The organism is Pseudomonas sp. BMS12, from assembly GCF_001592875.1.
Lineage (GTDB): Bacteria > Pseudomonadota > Gammaproteobacteria > Pseudomonadales > Pseudomonadaceae > Aquipseudomonas.
Window position 1 is genome coordinate 425,401 of record NZ_LSOF01000005.1, and the last position, 17,953, is coordinate 443,353.

Annotated in this window: 18 protein-coding genes; 10 read left to right on the plus strand and 8 right to left on the minus strand. The window is 65.3% G+C overall.

What is annotated here, in order from left to right; translation table 11 throughout:
* Position 1 precedes the first annotated feature (1 nt).
* From AYB31_RS05420 to arsJ, 5 genes are all read left to right on the plus strand, one after another.
* Entirely contained in the window at positions 2-1,795 is a 1,794-nt protein-coding gene (locus AYB31_RS05420) for an N-acyl-D-amino-acid deacylase family protein (protein WP_068826532.1), read from the plus strand.
* Between the two features lie 746 nt (positions 1,796-2,541).
* Entirely contained in the window at positions 2,542-3,885 is a 1,344-nt protein-coding gene (locus AYB31_RS05425; RefSeq protein ID WP_068826533.1) for a class II 3-deoxy-7-phosphoheptulonate synthase, read from the plus strand.
* Positions 3,886-4,030: 145 nt separating this feature from the next.
* Positions 4,031-4,375, plus strand: a complete 345-nt coding sequence (locus AYB31_RS05430; protein ID WP_068826535.1) for a metalloregulator ArsR/SmtB family transcription factor — start codon at positions 4,031-4,033, stop codon at positions 4,373-4,375.
* Positions 4,376-4,413: 38 nt separating this feature from the next.
* Positions 4,414-5,418, plus strand: coding sequence for an ArsJ-associated glyceraldehyde-3-phosphate dehydrogenase (locus tag AYB31_RS05435; protein WP_068826537.1), 1,005 nt, complete (start codon positions 4,414-4,416; stop codon positions 5,416-5,418).
* Between the two features lie 9 nt (positions 5,419-5,427).
* A complete protein-coding gene (gene arsJ / locus AYB31_RS05440; protein ID WP_068826538.1) occupies positions 5,428-6,651 on the plus strand; it encodes an organoarsenical effux MFS transporter ArsJ in 1,224 nt (407 codons plus the stop codon).
* Here arsJ and AYB31_RS05445 read toward each other — a convergent pair.
* Positions 6,648-7,544: a LysR substrate-binding domain-containing protein gene (locus AYB31_RS05445; RefSeq protein ID WP_068826539.1), complete on the minus strand. Its 897-nt coding sequence runs from the start codon at positions 7,542-7,544 to the stop codon at positions 6,648-6,650. The genes arsJ and AYB31_RS05445 overlap by 4 nt on opposite strands.
* Positions 7,545-7,649: 105 nt before the next feature.
* Here AYB31_RS05445 and AYB31_RS05450 point away from each other — a divergent pair, with 105 nt between their 5' ends.
* The 3 genes from AYB31_RS05450 to AYB31_RS05460 all read left to right on the plus strand — a co-directional run bounded on the left by AYB31_RS05450 (position 7,650) and on the right by AYB31_RS05460 (position 10,030).
* Complete coding sequence (locus AYB31_RS05450; RefSeq protein WP_068826541.1) at positions 7,650-8,606, plus strand: DMT family transporter; 957 nt, start codon at positions 7,650-7,652, stop codon at positions 8,604-8,606.
* Positions 8,607-8,767: 161 nt separating this feature from the next.
* A complete protein-coding gene (locus AYB31_RS05455; protein ID WP_068826542.1) occupies positions 8,768-9,517 on the plus strand; it encodes a M48 family metallopeptidase in 750 nt (249 codons plus the stop codon).
* Positions 9,518-9,547: 30 nt separating this feature from the next.
* Positions 9,548-10,030, plus strand: coding sequence for a hypothetical protein (locus AYB31_RS05460; protein WP_153020640.1), 483 nt, complete (start codon positions 9,548-9,550; stop codon positions 10,028-10,030).
* Between the two features lie 36 nt (positions 10,031-10,066).
* On the opposite strand, the gene AYB31_RS05465 is transcribed toward AYB31_RS05460, so the two are convergent.
* From AYB31_RS05465 to AYB31_RS05480, 4 genes are read right to left on the minus strand one after another with little or no spacing between them, the layout of a single operon-like run.
* Positions 10,067-11,272 carry a winged helix-turn-helix domain-containing protein gene (locus tag AYB31_RS05465; protein WP_068826546.1) on the minus strand — a complete coding sequence of 402 codons (1,206 nt, stop codon included), beginning with the start codon at positions 11,270-11,272 and terminating at the stop codon, positions 10,067-10,069.
* The gene (locus AYB31_RS05470; protein ID WP_068826548.1) at positions 11,269-11,739 is read right to left on the minus strand and encodes a DUF3291 domain-containing protein; all 471 of its coding nucleotides are present in this window, start codon (positions 11,737-11,739) and stop codon (positions 11,269-11,271) included. The genes AYB31_RS05465 and AYB31_RS05470 overlap by 4 nt, the downstream gene beginning before the upstream one ends.
* A gap of 20 nt (positions 11,740-11,759) precedes the next feature.
* Positions 11,760-12,710: a DMT family transporter gene (locus AYB31_RS05475; RefSeq protein ID WP_068826550.1), complete on the minus strand. Its 951-nt coding sequence runs from the start codon at positions 12,708-12,710 to the stop codon at positions 11,760-11,762.
* A gap of 27 nt (positions 12,711-12,737) precedes the next feature.
* The gene (locus tag AYB31_RS05480) at positions 12,738-12,965 is read right to left on the minus strand and encodes a DUF1127 domain-containing protein (RefSeq protein ID WP_068826827.1); all 228 of its coding nucleotides are present in this window, start codon (positions 12,963-12,965) and stop codon (positions 12,738-12,740) included.
* Between the two features lie 97 nt (positions 12,966-13,062).
* On the opposite strand from AYB31_RS05480, the gene AYB31_RS05485 reads away from it, so the two are divergent.
* Positions 13,063-13,917 carry a LysR family transcriptional regulator gene (locus tag AYB31_RS05485; protein WP_068826552.1) on the plus strand — a complete coding sequence of 285 codons (855 nt, stop codon included), beginning with the start codon at positions 13,063-13,065 and terminating at the stop codon, positions 13,915-13,917.
* 126 nt (positions 13,918-14,043) lie between these two features.
* On the opposite strand, the gene AYB31_RS05490 is transcribed toward AYB31_RS05485, so the two are convergent.
* The gene (locus AYB31_RS05490; RefSeq protein ID WP_068826554.1) at positions 14,044-14,796 is read right to left on the minus strand and encodes a sulfite exporter TauE/SafE family protein; all 753 of its coding nucleotides are present in this window, start codon (positions 14,794-14,796) and stop codon (positions 14,044-14,046) included.
* Between the two features lie 99 nt (positions 14,797-14,895).
* Between AYB31_RS05490 and AYB31_RS05495 the strand changes: the two genes are divergently transcribed.
* Entirely contained in the window at positions 14,896-15,852 is a 957-nt protein-coding gene (locus tag AYB31_RS05495) for a LysR family transcriptional regulator (RefSeq protein ID WP_068826556.1), read from the plus strand.
* Between the two features lie 189 nt (positions 15,853-16,041).
* Here AYB31_RS05495 and AYB31_RS05500 read toward each other — a convergent pair whose 3' ends face one another.
* Together AYB31_RS05500 and earP are read right to left on the minus strand one after the other, a co-directional pair.
* Positions 16,042-16,617 carry an elongation factor P gene (locus tag AYB31_RS05500; protein ID WP_068826558.1) on the minus strand — a complete coding sequence of 192 codons (576 nt, stop codon included), beginning with the start codon at positions 16,615-16,617 and terminating at the stop codon, positions 16,042-16,044.
* A gap of 34 nt (positions 16,618-16,651) precedes the next feature.
* Positions 16,652-17,797 (minus strand): elongation factor P maturation arginine rhamnosyltransferase EarP, encoded by a 1,146-nt coding sequence (earP, locus tag AYB31_RS05505; protein WP_068826560.1) that lies wholly within the window; start codon positions 17,795-17,797, stop codon positions 16,652-16,654.
* Between the last annotated feature and the right edge of the window lie 156 nt (positions 17,798-17,953).

The window sequence follows — 17,953 nt, forward strand, 5'->3', positions numbered from 1 at the left end:
CATGAGCTACGACATCATCATCAAGAACGGTCTCTACTTCGACGGCAGCGGCGCTCCCGGTGCGCAGCGGCATGTCGGGATCAAGGACGGACGCATCGATGTACTCAGCCTCAGCCCGCTGGATGAAAGCGGCTGTGGCGAGGTGATCGACGCCGCCGGCAAATGGGTCACGCCAGGGTTTCTGGAAATCCACTCGCACTACGATGCCGAAGTGATCGCCGCGCCGGCGCTGAAGGAATCGGTACGCCACGGCGTGACCAGCGTAACCATCGGTTCCTGCTCGATCAGCATGGTGCTGGCCGACGCCGAGGACTGCTCGGATCTGTTCACCCGCGTCGAGGCGGTGCCGCGCGAATACGTGCTGCCGATCCTGCAGGAGAAAAAGACCTGGCGCGATGCCGCCGGTTACCGCGCCTTCTACGACCAGCTGGCGCTGGGCCCCAACGTCAATTCCTTCCTCGGCCACTCCGAGCTGCGCGTGGCAGTGATGGGCCTGGAGCGCGCCACCAGCAAGGTGATGCCGACCGAAGCCGAACTGCAGCGCATGGAGCAGCTACTGGAAGAGGCGCTGGACGCCGGCTGCATCGGCCTGTCGGTGATGACCACCCGCCTGGACAAGATGGACGGCGACCGTGCCTGGTCCAGCCCGCTGCCTTCGACCTTCGCCAGCTGGAAGGAATTCTCGCGTCTGTTCGCCATCCTCCGCCGCCGCGGCGCGGTGATGCAGGGCGCGCCCAACGCGGTAACCAAGGTCAACGTGTTCGCCTTCCTCTGGCAGGCCCACGGCTGGTTCCGCAAACCGCTCAAGTGCACCATGCTCACCGCCCTGGACCTCAAGTCACAGCCGCTGCTGCACCGTTTCACCCGCCTCTCCGGCTGGCTGGCGAACAAGGTCCTGCGCGGCCACTTCCGCTGGCAGACCCTGCCGGGGCCGTTCACCCTGCGCCTGGAAGGGCTCAACGTGAACGCCTTCGAGGAGTTCGGCGCCGGCGAGATCCTGCGCGACATCAAGGACCCGGACGAGCTGTACAGCAAGGTCAAGGAGCCGGAGTTCCGCGCCCTGTTCAAGAAACAGGTCAAGGCCGTGCTGACCAAGGGCCTGTGGCACCGCGACTTCTCCGACTGCTGGGTGACCGAGTGCCCGGACGCCTCGATGGTCGGCAAGAACTTCAAGCAGCTCGGCGAAAGCCGTGGCCTGGACGCGGTGGACGCCTACTTCGAGCTGGCCTGCCAGTACCGCGAGGCGCTGAAGTGGACCACCTGCTACGGCAACCAGCGCGAGCCGATCATGCGCAAGCTGCTGTCCAGCCCCTGGACCCACCCCGGCTTCGCCGATTCCGGCGCGCACCTGCGCTCCATTGCCCAGTACAACTTCCCGCTGCGCTTTCTCAAGTACGTGCGTGACGCCCAGCTGGCCGGCGAGCCCTTCATGGAACTGGGCCAGGCCGTGCGCCGCTGCAGCGGCGAACTGGCGGACTTCATCGGCGTCGACGCCGGTCATATCCGCGTCGGCGACCGCGCCGACCTGGTGGTGATCAACCCCGAGGGTCTGACCGCTGAGCTGGATGAAATCAGCGAAGCGCCCATGGAAGTGATCGGCCTGGAGCGCGTGGTCAAGCGCAACGACGCGGCGGTGGACGTCACCCTGATCAACGGCCGCATCGCCTACCGCCGTGGCCTGGAATACCCGGAAGACCTGGGCAAGACCCGGGGCTATGGAAAATTCCTGCCGGCCCGCGACGTACTGCCGCGCCAGGCAGCGGCCGGGGCCTTGCAGCCGGCCAGCGCCATGTAACCCAAGGGCAAAGCTGCCGGCTTCCGGCCGGCATCTGCGCCTGCGGGCCATGTACCAGTTCCTCTGCCGTTCACGGGAGAGGGACTGACAGAGGGGTAAAGCCCTCGACACTCATCAGGTGCCAGCAAGAGCACCGTCCCGGATGCAATCCGGGAGCGGGATCGCCTGGCTCGGGGTTCACCCCGAGTCCGGACAATCTCGTGTCCTCTCCCGCTCGCAGGAGAGGCTTAGGCAGAGGGCACTCCCTCGCCAGTCTGCAGGTGCCGTCAAGAGCACCGCACACCGGAGCCAATCCGGAAACGCAGTCGCCTGCCCTCCCAGCTGTGCTGTCGGGATGCAGACGCCGGTTACGTATCCGCCAGGGGCCTCCCTGCCAGCAGCCGAGTATTCGCTGGTAGGCAGGCCCCTGCGGATGCCCTCTCTCCCGTAACCAACAGGGTGATTCGCACGAACTTCCGGTGTGGGAGCGGCTTCAGCCGCGATCCGTACACGCAGCCCATCGCGACTAAAACCACTACCGAAGAGCCATAGCCGACACCCAAGCCGCTCTTGCTTTCGCAGGAGAGCCGGGCAGTACTCCGCTTTAGCCACGCCTGGAGCCGGCCCGATCAAGGCAACCGCGCCTACAAGGACATGCACCACCGACTGCGCCATTCAGCCGCTCTATCGCGCTTATCGGCTGACCTGCGCAGGCGCACGGGGTTACCATGCCCGTCCGCATGAACTAGCCGATAGCCGAGAAGCCGATGCACGCCTGGAGTCCCGATAGCTGGAGAGGCAAGCCGATCCAGCAACAGCCGCAGTACCCCGACGCCGCCCACCTCGCCCGCGTGGAGCAGACCCTGGCCGGCTACCCGCCGCTGGTATTCGCCGGTGAGGCCCGCGAGCTGCGCCGCCAGTTCGCCGAAGTGACCCAGGGCCGCGCCTTCCTGCTGCAGGGCGGCGACTGCGCCGAGAGCTTCGCCGAGTTCAGCGCGGCGAAGATCCGCGACACCTTCAAGGTGCTGCTGCAGATGGCCATCGTCATGACCTTCGCCGCCGGCTGCCCGGTGGTGAAAGTCGGGCGCATGGCCGGCCAGTTCGCCAAGCCGCGCTCGGCCAACGACGAGACCATCGGCGGCGTGACCCTGCCCGCCTACCGTGGCGATATCGTCAACGGCATCGGTTTCGACGCCGCCAGCCGCGTGCCCGACCCGGAGCGCCTGCTGCAGGCCTACCACCAGGCCACCGCCAGCCTCAACCTGCTGCGCGCCTTCGCTCAGGGCGGCTTCGCCGACCTGCACCAGGTGCACCAGTGGAACCTCGACTTTATCAGCAATTCGGCACTGGGTGAGAAATACAGCCAGCTGGCCGACCGCATCGACGAGACCCTGGCATTCATGCGCGCCTGCGGCATGGACGCCCAACCGCAAGTGCGCGAAACCAGCTTCTTCACCGCCCACGAGGCCCTGCTGCTCAACTACGAACAAGCCTTCGTACGCCAGGACAGCCTCACCGGGCGCTGGTACGACTGCTCCGCACACATGCTGTGGATCGGCGACCGTACCCGCCAACTGGACGGCGCCCATGTCGAATTCATGCGCGGCGTGGAGAACCCCATCGGCGTCAAGGTCGGCCCGAGCATGGACCCGGACGAGCTGATCCGCCTGATCGACATCCTCAACCCGGACAACGATCCGGGCCGCCTCAACCTGATCGTGCGCATGGGCGCCGACAAGGTCGAGGCCAACTTCCCGCGCCTGCTGCGCAAGGTCAAGGCAGAAGGCCGCCAGGTGCTGTGGAGTTCCGACCCGATGCACGGCAACACCATCAAGGCCTCCAGCGGCTACAAGACCCGCGACTTCGCGCAGATCCTCTCCGAGGTGAAGCAGTTCTTCCAGGTGCACCGCGCCGAAGGCACCCATGCCGGCGGCATTCATATCGAAATGACCGGGCAGAACGTCACCGAGTGCATCGGCGGCTCGCGGCCGATCACCGAGGACGGCCTGTCCGACCGCTACCACACCCACTGCGACCCGCGCATGAACGCCGACCAGTCGCTGGAGCTGGCCTTCATGATTGCCGAGACGCTGAAACAAGCACGAGCCTGATCCACACTCAGGACAGCACGGGGCCCCAGGGCCCCGTTTTTTTTGGGCTGGCGTTGCATGGGAAAAAGAGCCTTCACAGCACATGCGAATTTCCATATATTCGCCAAAACATATATTCATCCTCCAGCCAGCCCTGGAAACCCGCATGACTCCCACCGACGTTTTCAAATGTCTGGCCGACGAGACCCGCGCTCGCCTGATGCTGCTGATCGCCCGCGAGAACGAGCTGTGCGTGTGCGAACTGACCTGCGCACTCGGTGAGAGCCAGCCCAAGGTCTCCCGCCACCTGGCGCAGCTGCGCACCAGCGGCCTGCTGGCGGACCGCCGGCAAGGCCAGTGGGTCTACTACCGCCTGCACCCCGAGCTGCCGAACTGGGTCAGCCAGATGCTGGCCGACGTGCTGGCGGCCAACACGCACTGGCTCGACGACGATGCCAGGCGCCTGGACACCATGGGCAATCGCCCGCAGCGCCAAGCGGCCTGTTGCTGAATCCCCGGTTCCCTCCCCCATCCCTAAAGAGCATGACCATGAGCATCAAAGTCGGTATCAACGGATTCGGCCGCATCGGCCGTCTGGCCCTGCGCGCAGCCTGGAGTTGGCCCGAGCTGGAGTTCGTGCAGATCAACGACCCGGCTGGCGACGCCGCCACCCACGCCCACCTGCTCAACTTCGACTCGGTGCATGGCCGCTGGCAACACGAGGCGGGCAGCGACGCCGACGCCGTGGTGATCGATGGCAAGCGCATCCAGGTCACGGCCAACAAGACCATCGCCGACACCGACTGGAGTGGCTGCGACCTGGTGCTCGAGGCCAGCGGCAAGATGAAGACCGTCGCCGTACTGCAGGCCTACCTCGACCAGGGGGTGAAGCGCGTGGTGGTCTGCGCGCCGGTGAAGGAAGCCGGCGCGCTGAATATCGTCATGGGCGTCAACCAGCAGCTGTTCGACCCGGCGCAGCACCGCATCGTCACCGCTGCATCCTGCACCACCAACTGCCTGGCCCCGGTGGTCAAGGTAATCCACGAGAACCTCGGCATTCGCCACGGCTCGATCACCACCATTCACGACCTGACCAACACCCAGAGCATCCTCGACCAGCCGCACAAGGACCTGCGCCGCGCCCGCGCCAGCGGCATGAGCCTGATCCCCACCAGCACCGGTTCGGCCACCGCGATTGCCGAGATATTCCCCGAACTGCGCGGCAAGCTGAACGGCCACGCGGTACGCGTCCCGCTGGCCAACGCCTCGCTGACCGACTGCGTGTTCGAGGTCGAGCGCGCCACTACGGTGGACGAGGTCAATGCCCTGCTCAAGGCGGCCGCCGCTGGGCCGCTGGCGGGCATCCTCGGTTACGAGGAGCGGCCGCTAGTGTCCATCGATTACCGTACCGATCCGCGCTCGTCGATCATCGATGCGCTGTCGACCATGGTGGTGGGTGGCACCCAGGTGAAGATCTACGCCTGGTACGACAACGAGTGGGGATACGCCAACCGCGCGGTGGCGCTGGCGCGAATGGTCGGCGCGGCAGGGTAATCGGCGATCATGAAGGCGTTGTCAGCTCTGTCTGCGGAAGTGCGCCAGTACCTGCTGGTCACCGGCAACTACTGGGCCTTTACCCTCACCGACGGCGCCCTGCGCATGCTGGTGGTGCTGCACTTCCACACGCTGGGCTACACGCCGCTGCAGATTGCCGCGCTGTTCCTGTTCTACGAGATCTTCGGCGTTATCACCAACCTGGTGGGCGGCTACCTGGGCGCGCGCCTGGGCCTGAACCGCACCATGAATATCGGCCTGGGCTTGCAGGTGCTGGCCCTGCTGATGCTCACGGTGCCCGCCGCCTGGCTGACCATTGCCTGGGTGATGGGCGCGCAGGCGCTGTCGGGTATCGCCAAAGACCTCAACAAGATGAGCGCCAAGAGCTCGATCAAGCTGCTGGTACCAGACAGCCAGCAGGGCACCCTCTACAAGTGGGTGGCGATCCTTACCGGCTCGAAGAACGCGCTCAAGGGCGTCGGCTTCTTCCTCGGCGGCGCGCTGCTGGCCCTGCTCGGCTTCACCGGCGCGGTGCTGGCCATGGCCGCCGTGCTGGCGTTGATCTGGCTGGCCAGCCTGGTGCTGCTGAAAAAGGACCTGGGCAAAGCCAAGACCAAGCCGAAGTTCCGCGACCTGCTGTCCAAGAGCCGGGCGATCAACATCCTCTCGGCCGCGCGCCTGTTCCTCTTCGGCGCCCGCGACGTGTGGTTCGTGGTGGCCTTGCCGGTGTACCTGAGCAGCGTGCTGGGCTGGGACTTCTGGTGGGTGGGCGGCTTCCTGGCTGCCTGGATCATTGGCTACGGCATGGTGCAGTCGCTCGCCCCGCATATCACTGGCAAGCAGCGCGGCCAGGTGCCCGACGGGCGCAGCGCCTGCGCCTGGGCGGCGCTCCTGGCAAGCCTGCCGGCGGCCATCGCCCTGGGCCTGACCGTCGGCGGGTCGCCACAGCTCGTGCTCATTGGCGGCCTGATGTTGTTCGGCGCGCTGTTCGCGGTGAACTCCTCGCTGCACAGCTACCTGATCGTCAGCTACGCCAAGGAAGACGGCGTCTCGCTGGATGTGGGCTTCTACTACATGTCCAATGCCCTGGGCCGGTTGATCGGCACCCTGCTGTCGGGCTGGGTCTACCAGCATCATGGCCTGGAAGCCTGCCTGTGGATCTCCACGGTCTTCGTCCTGCTGGCCGCGCTGATCTCCATCGCCCTGCCGAAGCACGCAGCCGCAACCAACTAGCTCGCCAGCTCGCCCCCCACCAGGCAGCCGACCAGATCCGCCGCAAAACCCGAGAGCAGCTCGCGTTTGCGCACGCAGACCTTGAGGTCGCGTTGCGCCCAGGACTCGTCCAGTTCGATGACCGCCAGCGGCACGCGGGAAGCACTCATCGTGATGGCGCTGCGCGGCACCATGCCGATGCCGACGCCGGCACTGACCATGCGGCACACCGCCTCGAAACTGCGCACCTGAATACGCACCTCCAGATGCCGCCCGAGCGCGGCCGCCGCGTTCATGGTGAAGGTATGGATGGCCGAGCCGGCATGCAGCATGACGAAAGGATGCGCCAGCACTGCGGCGAAGGGCGCGCTGGCACGTGCCGCCAGCGGATGCTCGGGCGGGGCGATCAGCACCAGGCGGTCGGCGCGATAGGGCAGCAGCTCGACTTCGGCACCCTCGATCAGGTCCGCCACCACGCCGACCTCCACCTCGCCGCGCGCCACCGCCATGACCACTTCCGGACTGGTGTGCTCCTCCAGCGAGATACTGACCTGCGGATGCTGGCGCAGGAAGGCCGCCAGGCTGTCCGGCAGGAAGGTGTGGGTGGCGTGGGTATTGGCCCACAGGCTGACATGGCCGCGCACGCCGTGGGCATAGGGCGCGAGGTCCGCGTGCATCTGCTCGAGCTGGGCGAAGACCTGGCGAGCGTGACGCAGCAAGGCATCGCCGGCGCGGGTCAGACTCACGCCACGGGGCTCACGCACCAGCAATGGTGTGCCGATGGCCTCCTCCAGCAGGCGCATGCGATGGCTGGCGGAGGACGGCGCCAGATGCACGCGCTCGGCGCCACGGGTCAGGTTCCGCGCCTCGGCAATCGCCACGAAGAGGCGCAGATCGGTCAGGTCGTATTGCATAGCGTTGGTCAAATCCGAACGATCAGTTGTGAAAAGGCCAATTTCAAACGGATTCTACACGGGCAATCATTCGTCCCAGGGAAACTCTTTGGGATGTACACGTCAATGCACTGGAAAACCTGGTCCGCCGAACGTATGGGTGTCGTGCTGGCCGTGCTGGCCGCCTTCGGCTTCTCCTTCAAGGCGATCTTCGTCAAGCTGGCCTACGCCGCCGCGCCGGTGGACCCGGTCACGCTGCTGACCCTGCGCATGACCTTCGCCCTGCCCTTCGCCCTGGTGGCCGCCCTCTGGCTGTGCCGCTCGGCACCGCCGCTCAAACCCCGCGACTGGGGCCTGCTGCTCGCCCTCGGTCTGCTCGGCTACTACGGCGCCAGCATCCTGGACTTCATCGGCCTGCAGTACATTTCCGCCGCACTGGAGCGCCTGATCCTGTTCATCTACCCGACGCTGACCGTACTGATCGGCGTGCTGTTCATGGGCAAGCGCCTGGAACCCCGGCAGATTGGCGCGCTGGTGCTGTCCTATGCCGGCATCGGCCTGGCGTTTACCCATGACCTGGAGCTCGCCGACGACATCGCCACGGTGCTGATCGGCGCGGCCTTCGTCTTCGCCTCGGCGCTGTCCTATGCCTTCTACAGCGCCGGTGCCGAAGTCTCCATCCGCAACCTCGGCACCCTGCGCTTCGCCGCGCTGGCGATTATCGTGTCCACCTTCGCCACGCAGATCCACTTCCTCGCCACCCAGCCACTCTCCGCCCTGCAGCAGCCGCTGGACGTGTACGCCTACGGTGCGGCCATGGCCCTGTTCTCCACGGTGCTGCCGGTGCTCTGGCAATCCGCCGCCGTGCAGCGCATCGGCTCGGCCCGCACTGTGCTAATCGGTACCCTGGGCCCGATTCTGACCATCTTCTTCGGCTGGCTGCTGCTGTCCGAACCGCTGTCGCTGGCGCAGCTGCTGGGGGCCGGCCTGGTATTGGCCGGGGTGCTGCTGGTGTCACGCCGCACTGTCGCACCCCGTCAACCTCAGCCACCTGCAACAGAGGCGCCTATCGCAGCCCGCTAGGATCAGGGCAAGAAGCGCTGGCCATGGACACGGCCAGGCGGGCCACCAATGTGACCCAGCGCACACTGCCACTCCCGCCATATCGCCGACAATGCCGCGCCGGCCGGGATGCCGACGCCTCTCGGCCATTTCTACAGGCTTACCTTTCAAGGACGATGACCATGAAACTGCAGTACTCCCTTTCCGCCCTCGCCTTCGCCACCCTGCTCGCCGGCTGCCAGAACATGAGCCCCGACGCCATGCTCAACACCGGACTGCAAGCCATGCAGGCCGCGACCCTCAGCGATGCCGAAGTGAAGACCATGGCCGACGATGCCTGCGTGCAGATGGATGCCCAGTCGCCCATCGCGCCGGCCGACAGCAAGTACAGCAAGCGCCTGGCAACCATCGCCGCCAACCTCGGCAGCCAGGTCAACGGCACCCCGGTCAACTACAAGGTCTACCTCACCGACGAAGTCAACGCCTGGGCCATGGCCAACGGTTGCGTGCGCGTCTACAGCGGCCTGATGGACCTGATGAACGACAACGAGGTGGAAGGCGTACTCGGCCACGAGATGGGCCACGTCGCGCTCGGCCACACCAAGAAGGCCATGCAGGCCGCCTACGCCACTTCCGTGGCCCGTGGCGCCATCGCCTCCTCCGGCAACAGCGCGGCAATGGCGCTGTCCAGCTCGCAACTGGGCGACCTGGGTGAGGCGCTGATCAACGCGCAGTTCTCCCAGTCCCAGGAAAGCGCCGCCGACGACTTCTCCTTCGATCTGCTGAAAGAACGCCAGATTCCGCTGCAGGGCCTGGCCAGCGCCTTCGACAAACTGGCCGAACTGGGCGGCGGCGACAGCAGCATGTTCGACTCCCACCCGGGCTCGGCCGATCGTGCCGCGCACATTCGTCAGCGCATCGCCGCCGAGTAACAACGGAGCAACAACCACATGGAGGTAAACATGCAGATCAAAGCCACGCTGATAGCGGCCCTGACCCTTTTGTTGGTGGGCTGCGGCAGCGACCACGACAAAGCCATAGGCCTGTACCAGTACGAGAACAAGTTCACCGGTTCGGAGAGAGTTGCCGAAATCAAGAAGGACGGCGATACCTACCTGTTCATCGAGAACGTCCTGAACAACACCGACGCCATGGCTCTGAGCGAGTCGGACGAGGGGCTGTCCTACCGAAACACGCCACTCAAACTCTCCGAAGACGGCAATACCCTGTACTTCGGCCCCATCAATGGCACCAGGATCAGTAGCGACGACCTCAAGGCCAAGCTGGCGGCCATCGAGAAGGACGAAAAGATCTGCGGGGAGTTGCAAGAGCAGGTTGCCGCGAACAAGTCTCTGCAAAAAGATGAATGGAACGCTTACGTTAAAACAGTCAGAGAAAAGATGCCTGAGGACTGCGACATAGTTGGAGCAGCTATGCGTTGGTAAACGCCTATACCCCTCTCCAATAAGGGCTTACGGTCGCTACCTCAACAGCGGCCGTAACAGCCCAGCCACCGGCGAACGACAGTTCAACGCCACCTCCACCAGCCCCAGCCACTGCGCCAATGCGCGCAGTTCATCAGCCAGGGCATGCAGCGCCTCCTCACTCAACACCGCCTCCTCCAGATGCACGGCATGCACCGCCAGGCGCCCGTGTGCCCGCTCGCTGCGCAGATCGAGGCGCGCCAGCAGGCGTTCGTGGTGCAGAAAGGGCAGCACGTAGTAGCCGTACACCCGCTTGGCCGGCGGGGTGTAGATCTCCAGGCGGTAGCGGAAGCCGAACAGGCGTTCGGTGCGCTCGTGCTCCCAGATCAGCGAGTCGAAGGGCGACAGCAGCGCACTGGCCTTCACGCGCCGCGGAATACTCGGCTCGCCATGGCAGTAGGCCGCTTGTTTCCAGCCTTCGACAGCCACCCGGCGTAGCTCGCCTGCCTCGACCAATTCGGCGATGCGCGTTTTGGCAGTGTCGGCATCCAGGCGGTAGTAATCACGCAGGTCGCGCTCCGTTGCCACGCCGAGGGCGGCGGCCGACTTCAGCAGCAACCTGCGCTGCGCTTCGGCTTCATCGATCTCGGGGTACTCGAACTGAGCCGCAGGAATCACCCGCTGCGGCAGATCGTACAGACGCTCGAACCCGCGTCGCCCAGCCACCGTCACTTCGCCAGCAGCAAACAGCCACTCCAGCGCATGCTTCTCCGCACTCCAGTCCCACCAGGGGCCAGCCTTCTCCCGGCGCGAGCTCAGGCTGCCGGCGCCCAGGGCACCCTGCTCACGCACGCTTTGCAGCACACGCCGGATCAGATCCTGCTGCTCGCGACCGAACTCGGCCAGCTGGCGATAGATGCCCTGCCCGGCCGCCGCACGGCGCATGCGCCAACGCAGCAACGGGTAGAGCTCCAGCGGCAATAGCGAAGCCTCATGCCCCCAGTACTCGAACAGGCGGCGCTGGCGCGCTGCGCCCCAGGCCAGGCGGTCGAGCAGCACGGGATCGTAGTGCCCCAGCCGGGAAAACGCCGGCAAGTAGTGAGAGCGCACCAGGGCGTTGACCGAGTCGATCTGCAGCACCCCGAGATGCTCTATCCGCGCCTGCAGCTGGCGCGCACCTACCACGCCGCGCGGCGGGCGGGTAAAGCCCTGTGCGGCAAGGGCCAGCCGCCTCGCTTCGGCAAGCGACAGTGTCAGGGTCAAACGCTAGACTCGCTCAGGGCAGCGGCCGGCGCAGCGAAGGCCTGACGGAAGCTGAAGGCAAACGCACTCGGGCCATGCTCATGCAGGTGAGCCAATCGCGCAGCGGCCTCCTCGACACTGGGCCGATGCCCGGCCGGCACCCACCAGAGCACCATGTGCGCCTGCCCCACCTTGGCGAACCACTCGCGACGACGCTTGAGCATTTCGGTATGGGCCGACTTGTAGACGTAATCGCTGAGCGCTTGCACGTCCCGCCAGACGGACATATTGACCAGTACCTCGTCGCCGAATGGGCGAATCGCGGTGGCGTCACCATCCTCGTCCTGCAGACGCCAGACATAGCCCGGCGCAGCCTCGGCCAGGGCATTGATGCGCTCCAGATTAGCGACGAAGTCAGCCAGCTGCGGCGAGTCCAGTGGTGCCAGCAAGGTGGCGATATTCAGTTGGGCCAGTTGATAACGGGACATGGCGACTCCTTGTCGATCCGTCAGGGTTGTCCGGTGATGCCACGCCAGGCGCCCAGGCGCCTGCGCAACCAGGCGTGGCTGCTGACCAGGCTGATACCCAGCAACACCAGCACGGCAGCGACCACGAAGTTGAGGGTCAGCGGTTCATCCAGCACCAGCACGCCAAAGGTAACGCCGAACAGGGGGGTCATGAAGGAGAACACCGCCATGTTCGAGGCCAGATAGCGCCGCAGTAGCCAGAACCAGGTCAGGTAGCTGAAGAAGGACACCACCACCCCCTGGAGCAGCACGCTGGCGATAGCCACCGGCGTCCAGCGCACCGGGCTCAGGGCACCGCTGTAGGCGGCAAAGGCCAGCAACAGCACGAAGGCCACCGCCAGTTGGTAGAACAGGGTCAGCGCCGGCGGCGCCTCGGATAGCCGCGAGCCACGCACCACCAGGGTGGTAGCGCCCCAGGCCATGCCAGCGCACAGGCCGAGGGCGTCGCCCAGCAACATGCGCGAATCGAGCAGTGCCCACTCACCGGCGCCACCGAAGGCCAGGGTCACGCCGCCGAAACACAGACCGATGCCCAGCCATTGCAGGCTGCGCAAGCGCTCGCTGGGCAACAACAGGTGCAGGCCCAACGCGGAGAAGATCGGCGCAGTGTAGAGAAACACCGCCATGTGCGAGGCCGAGGTGTACTGCAGGCCACGGGCGATAAAGAAGAATTCCAGAGCGAACAAGGCTCCGGCCAAGGCGCCGGCGGCCCAGGTAGTCCGCAGCCACCCGCGCCAGGTGCCCTGCCAGAGCAGCAGCATGCCGACCAGAGCTGCGGCGATAGCGGAACGCAGCGCCACCTGCAGCAGTGGCGAGATGTCCTCGGCCGCCAGCTTGATCGCCACCTGCTGACTGCCCCAGATGGCGCACAGCACCAGCATCAGTTGAAAGAGAAAACCATCGGCGCCCTTGCGCACAGCGGAACCACCCATCATCACTCCTCACCAGGGCCTGGCCCTTCAACGCTGCAGCGGATCATCCCAGAACGACCGCTCACTTTCCTGCATTACATCGCCGCGCGTCAGACCCATATCCTTGAGCGCCGCATCGTCGAGCATCGCCAACTGCCGGCGCTCACGCGCCAACTGCAAGCCGCGCTGCAACCGCTGCCACCAGCGCAGGCGTGGCCAATGCAGGCCGTCCAGTGAAATGGAATGTGCAATGGCAAAACCTTTTTGACCTTTCATCATCACGCCCTCCCTGTGGGGTTGGCGTCAGTTTCGGTTCGCGCTTAAGATCAATCCAACGAATGTTTCTTATGCAATGCATCTTGGAGATTGATGAATGGCCCACTACCCCAGCATCGATACCGAACTGCTGCGCAGCTTCGTCGCCATCGCCGACAACGGCGGCTTCACCCGCGCGGCGGAAGTGGTCAATCGCACCCAGTCGGCGGTGAGCATGCAGATGAAACGCCTGGAAGACGACGTGGTGCAGCGCTCGCTGTTCGAACGCGACGGCCGCCAGGTGCGCCTCACCCCGGAAGGCCAGGTGCTGCTGGGCTATGCGCGACGCATCCTCAAGCTGCACGGCGAAGTGCTCAACACCCTGCGCGAACCGCACATGGTCGGTGCCGTGCGCATCGGCACGCCGGACGACTACGTGATGCGTTTTCTGCCGGACATTCTCTCGCGCTTCGCCCAGGCCTATCCGCTGGTACAAGTGGAAGTGCACTGCGAGACCTCCGGCCAGTTGCTGCAGCGCCAAGACCTCGACCTGACCATCGTTACCCGCGAGCCCGGCAAGGAGATCGGCCAGCTGCTGCGCCAGGAGCGTTTCGTCTGGGCCGAAGCCCAGGGCTTCAGCCCGCACGAACAGAACCCCATGCCGCTGGCCATGTTCAACGCCGGCTGCTTTTGCCGCGCCTGGGCCTGCAACGCCCTCGACGCCATCGAACGCCCCTATCGCATTGCCTATACCAGCCCCAGCCTGTCGGCAATCTTCGCCGTGGTCGGCGCCGGCCTGGCGCTCACCGCCCAGTTGCAGAGCCTGATCACCCCGGACATGCGCATCCTCGGCGAAGCGGAAGGATTGCCCAGCCTGCCGATGACCAGCATCGTCCTGCTGCGCAATTCACAGCGCAGCTCACAGGTCATCGACACCCTGGCCGAACACATAGTCGAGGGGTTCCGCCTGTAGCGCTATTGGGGCATCGGCGGGTTGGGAACGGTTGGACGATACGTCACAGGGCGTCCCCACTTCGGCCCTGATTGAAACAGCGTAAGAGCATCGCGGCTAAAGCCACTCCCACAAAACCACAGCTGCCTACTCCAGGGCCAGCAACACCGCGCAGAGCACCAGAAAGCCACAGAACAGACCACGCAAGACCTTCTCCGGCAGCGCGTGGGCCAGCTTCACGCCCCAGGTGATGCTGAGCAGGCCGCCGACGGCCAGGGGAATGCCCATGACCCAGTCGACATGGCCATGCAGCGCGTAGGTCAACAGCGTCACGCTGGTGCTCGGTAATGCCAGGGCCAGCGACAGGCCCTGCGCCATCAGTTGGCCGGCGCCGAACACATTGGTCAGCACCGGCACGGCCAGCACCGCGCCACCGACACCGAACATGCCACCGAGCGCACCTGCCGCCCCGCCCACCACGCCGAGCCAGGGCCAGGGATGGCGCAACTCCTGAGACACCGGCGGCGTGCGCATGAACAGGCGCGCCAGGTTGTACAGCGCCAACGCCACGAGAAAAACCACGAAGGCCAGACGCATGCGCTCAGCCTGCAACTCGACGGCATACAACGAAGCCAGCCAGGCGCAGACGATGCCCGAGCCCGCCAGCAGCAAGGCGTACTTGGGCTCGATGCGATTGCGCTGGTTATAGCGCCACAACGCCAGCAACACGTTGGGTACCACCATCACCAGAGCCGTGCCCTGGGCCAACTGCTGGTCCAGGCCGAACAGCACCCCCAGGGCCGGAATGGCGATCAGCCCACCGCCGATGCCGAACAGCCCGCCAACAGTGCCAAGCGCCAGGCCGAGCAACAGGTTCACCAACAGATCGATAGGACTCATGCCACCTCCACAACGCAGGTCGGCATGCTAAGCCCTGGCGTATGGCACGGAAACGCATAGCCGCGCACAATGGCTTTGCATTTCACGCAAAGGCAGACCATGCAACCGGATCAACTCACCGAACAGCTCGCCCTCTATCTGGATGTGCTGGAGAGCGGCAGTTTCTCCGCCGCCGCGCGCCGCCAGCAACTCACGCCCTCGGCCGTGGCCCGACGCATCGACGCTCTGGAGCGGGCCATGGCCTGCCAACTGGTAGAGCGCAGTACCCACGCGGTGCGCGCCACACCAGCGGGCCTGGCCTTTGCCGAACGCGCCCGGCGCATCCTCGTTGAACTGCACCAGGCACGAGCCGAGGCGGTATCGCTGAGCAGTGCGCCGGAGGGCCTGATCCGCATCGATGCCCCGGCGCCCTTCGGTCGCCGCCATCTGGCGCCGGCCATCGCCGAGTTCCTCACGCTCTACCCCGGCCTGGACGTGCAGCTACGCCTGATCGACAGCTTCATCGACCTGCACGGCGAGCATCTGGGTGAAGTGGACCTGGTGCTGCGCATCGGCCCGCTGGCCGACACTCGCCTGGTCGCCACGCCACTGGCGCCACTGGTGCGGGTACTGTGCGCCAGCCCCGAGTACATCAAGCGCCGTGGCCTGCTGCGCGACGTGCGCGAACTGCCGCAGCACGACGGCCTGGACTGGGACGCCCTGTCGCCACCGCATGCCTGGCGCTTCGAGCTAGACGGCCGACCGCAACTGTTGCGCCCCGGACGCCTGCGCATGACGGCCAACAATGCCGAGACCCTGCTGTTCGCTGCCCTCGCCGGCCTCGGTATCGCCCACCTGCCGACCTGGTTGATCAGCGACTACCTGGTACGCGGCGAGCTGTTGCCGCTGCTCTGCGACAACGGCCTGCCAGCCCCCGAGCCCAGTGGCATCTACGCCCTGCGCCTGGCCAGCGGCGCCAGCTCGCGCAGCCGCCTGCTGCTGGACTTCCTGCAGGCCCGCTTCGGCCCGGTGCCGCCCTGGGACCTGGCCCTGCAGCGCGGGCTCAAGATGGATTGAACCGGAGAGGAAAACCTGCGGGAGCGGTTAGGCGGCCTTCCGCTTCAGCCACGAAAGCGCCATTCACCAGACCGAGGCGCCGCTGAAGCCGCTCCCACTAGCGCCCTGGTTGCCCACACAAAAACCCAGGCAACAAAAAGCCCGGCACTAGGCCGGGCTTTTTGCGTACTCGCGGTACAGGGCGTTGGCTTAGGCCGACGGCGCCTGGGTACGGCTCTTGTAGGAACCGTCGCGGGTGTCGATTTCGATCCAGTCGTCGATGTTGCAGAAATCTGCAACCTTGACTTCGGTACCGTTGGCCAGCTTGGCCGGCTTCATCACCTTGCCGGAGGTATCGCCACGGGCGGAACCTTCGGTGTACGCGATCTTGCGTACGATGGTGGTCGGCAGGTCAACGGAGATCACTTTGCCTTCGAAGAACACGGCTTCGCAGATATCGGTCATGCCTTCTTCGATGAACGGCAGAACGCTTTCCAGATCTTCGGCGCGCAGCTCGTAGGAGTTGTACTCCGGATCCATGAAAACGTAGTCCTCACCGCTGATGTAGGACAGGGTCACTTCCTTGCGCTCAAGGATGACCGGCTCCATCTTGTCGTCGGCCTTGTAAACGGTCTCGGTCTTGGAGCCGTTGATCAGGTTCTTCAGCTTCATCTTGACGATGGCGCTGTTACGGCCGGACTTGGTGAATTCGGCTTTCTGAATCAGCCACGGGTGGCCGTCGATCAGAGCCACGCTGTTGGGCTTCATTTCTTGTGCGGTTTTCATACGAGTATCCGGATTTGGATGGAGGTACAGATTTCTAGGCCGCGCATGATAGCCAATTTCGGTAAAACTGCACCAGTGCCGCAGCAAGATCAGGACGAGAGGCCTGCAGCCGGCACCAGGCTTCGGCCTGGGCGGCGAGCGGCTTGGCCCGTTCCTGCCAGACAACCCAGGCCCGAGCCATGTCGCCGCGTCCGTTCCAGGCTCGCCACAGCGCCCGTAGCGCGTCAGCCTCCACGGGCGCCAACGTGGCGCAATAGATGTCCAGGAAGGCTTCGAGCTTGTCCCAGTGAGCGCCCTCCTCCTGCTGGTAGATATGCCAGAGCAATGGCCGCCCCGCCCATTGCGCCCGCACGAAGGAATCCTCGCCGCGCACCGCATTGAAGTCGCAGCTCCACAGCAGCAGGTCGTAGTCGGCCTGGCTGAGAAATGGCAGCAGCTGCACGCGCAGGTTGCCGCGCTGCCAGTTGTCCCCCGCGCCTAGCTCGTCGACAGCGAGCCACTGACGCAGATCGGCCTCGATGCGCCCCTGAGGCACCAACAACAGTGTCTCCTGCGGATCGGCAGCCAGGGCGTCCAGCCAGCCAGCCAGCGCCGGGGTCTCGTAGGCGAACAGGGAAATCAGTCGCTCATGCTCCCGTGGGCTAACCCCAAGCCGCGCCAGGAACTCGCGCCGCGCCTGCGGAGCGCCTTGGAATGCCTGGCGCCGCGCCAGCAGATCGGCCTCGCGCAGCAATCCGCCCGTGCCTTCGACGAAACCGGGAAAGAAGAAGAACTTCTGCAAGCCGCTGGCTTGCGGTGACGGCAGCGCGTGGCAGCCGCTGACCCAGTCCTCCGCGCTGAGGTATTCCAGGTTCAACCACAGCGGCTTGCGCGGACGCGCCGCCATCGTCTCGACGTAGCGGGTCGGCAACGTGCAGGCAAAGGCCTCGATCACCACATCGGCCGCTTCTATCGCCGGGAAATCGGCCAGCCAGTGGCACACCTCGACACCTTCGACGTGCTGGCGCGCAGCCCCTGCATCGGCCTGCGGACACAGGCGCAGGAAGGCCGCCGGCTCATCCACCCAAAGGCGTACGGCCAGGCCATGCTCGGCAACCAGCTGGCGAGCCAGACGCCAGGTCACCCCGATATCGCCGTAGTTGTCCACCACGCTGCAGAAGATGTCCCACCGACCGCCCATCGTTAGCTCCAGGATGAATGCGCGGGCACCTTAGTCGTTAACGGCACGACTGCCCAGCCCGGATAGATGATCGACAGGTCAGCTTTACTGGCCAACTGCCATGCAGCCATTCATCCGAAACCCTATACATAGAGCGCCTCATGCGTTGCGGCATAT

Excerpts from the sequence above, each read along its gene's own strand:
- AYB31_RS05420 (WP_068826532.1), top strand. The coding sequence starts at position 2 with ATGAGCTACGACATCATCATCAAGAACGGTCTCTACTTCGACGGCAGC.
- AYB31_RS05425 (WP_068826533.1), top strand. The coding sequence starts at position 2,542 with ATGCACGCCTGGAGTCCCGATAGCTGGAGAGGCAAGCCGATCCAGCAA.
- AYB31_RS05430 (WP_068826535.1), top strand. The coding sequence starts at position 4,031 with ATGACTCCCACCGACGTTTTCAAATGTCTGGCCGACGAGACCCGCGCT.
- AYB31_RS05435 (WP_068826537.1), top strand. The coding sequence starts at position 4,414 with ATGAGCATCAAAGTCGGTATCAACGGATTCGGCCGCATCGGCCGTCTG.
- arsJ (WP_068826538.1), top strand. The coding sequence starts at position 5,428 with ATGAAGGCGTTGTCAGCTCTGTCTGCGGAAGTGCGCCAGTACCTGCTG.
- AYB31_RS05445 (WP_068826539.1), bottom strand. The coding sequence starts at position 7,544 with ATGCAATACGACCTGACCGATCTGCGCCTCTTCGTGGCGATTGCCGAG.
- AYB31_RS05450 (WP_068826541.1), top strand. The coding sequence starts at position 7,650 with ATGCACTGGAAAACCTGGTCCGCCGAACGTATGGGTGTCGTGCTGGCC.
- AYB31_RS05455 (WP_068826542.1), top strand. The coding sequence starts at position 8,768 with ATGAAACTGCAGTACTCCCTTTCCGCCCTCGCCTTCGCCACCCTGCTC.
- AYB31_RS05460 (WP_153020640.1), top strand. The coding sequence starts at position 9,548 with ATGCAGATCAAAGCCACGCTGATAGCGGCCCTGACCCTTTTGTTGGTG.
- AYB31_RS05470 (WP_068826548.1), bottom strand. The coding sequence starts at position 11,739 with ATGTCCCGTTATCAACTGGCCCAACTGAATATCGCCACCTTGCTGGCA.
- AYB31_RS05475 (WP_068826550.1), bottom strand. The coding sequence starts at position 12,710 with ATGGGTGGTTCCGCTGTGCGCAAGGGCGCCGATGGTTTTCTCTTTCAA.
- AYB31_RS05480 (WP_068826827.1), bottom strand. The coding sequence starts at position 12,965 with ATGAAAGGTCAAAAAGGTTTTGCCATTGCACATTCCATTTCACTGGAC.
- AYB31_RS05485 (WP_068826552.1), top strand. The coding sequence starts at position 13,063 with ATGGCCCACTACCCCAGCATCGATACCGAACTGCTGCGCAGCTTCGTC.
- AYB31_RS05490 (WP_068826554.1), bottom strand. The coding sequence starts at position 14,796 with ATGAGTCCTATCGATCTGTTGGTGAACCTGTTGCTCGGCCTGGCGCTT.
- AYB31_RS05495 (WP_068826556.1), top strand. The coding sequence starts at position 14,896 with ATGCAACCGGATCAACTCACCGAACAGCTCGCCCTCTATCTGGATGTG.
- AYB31_RS05500 (WP_068826558.1), bottom strand. The coding sequence starts at position 16,617 with ATGAAAACCGCACAAGAAATGAAGCCCAACAGCGTGGCTCTGATCGAC.
- earP (WP_068826560.1), bottom strand. The coding sequence starts at position 17,797 with ATGGGCGGTCGGTGGGACATCTTCTGCAGCGTGGTGGACAACTACGGC.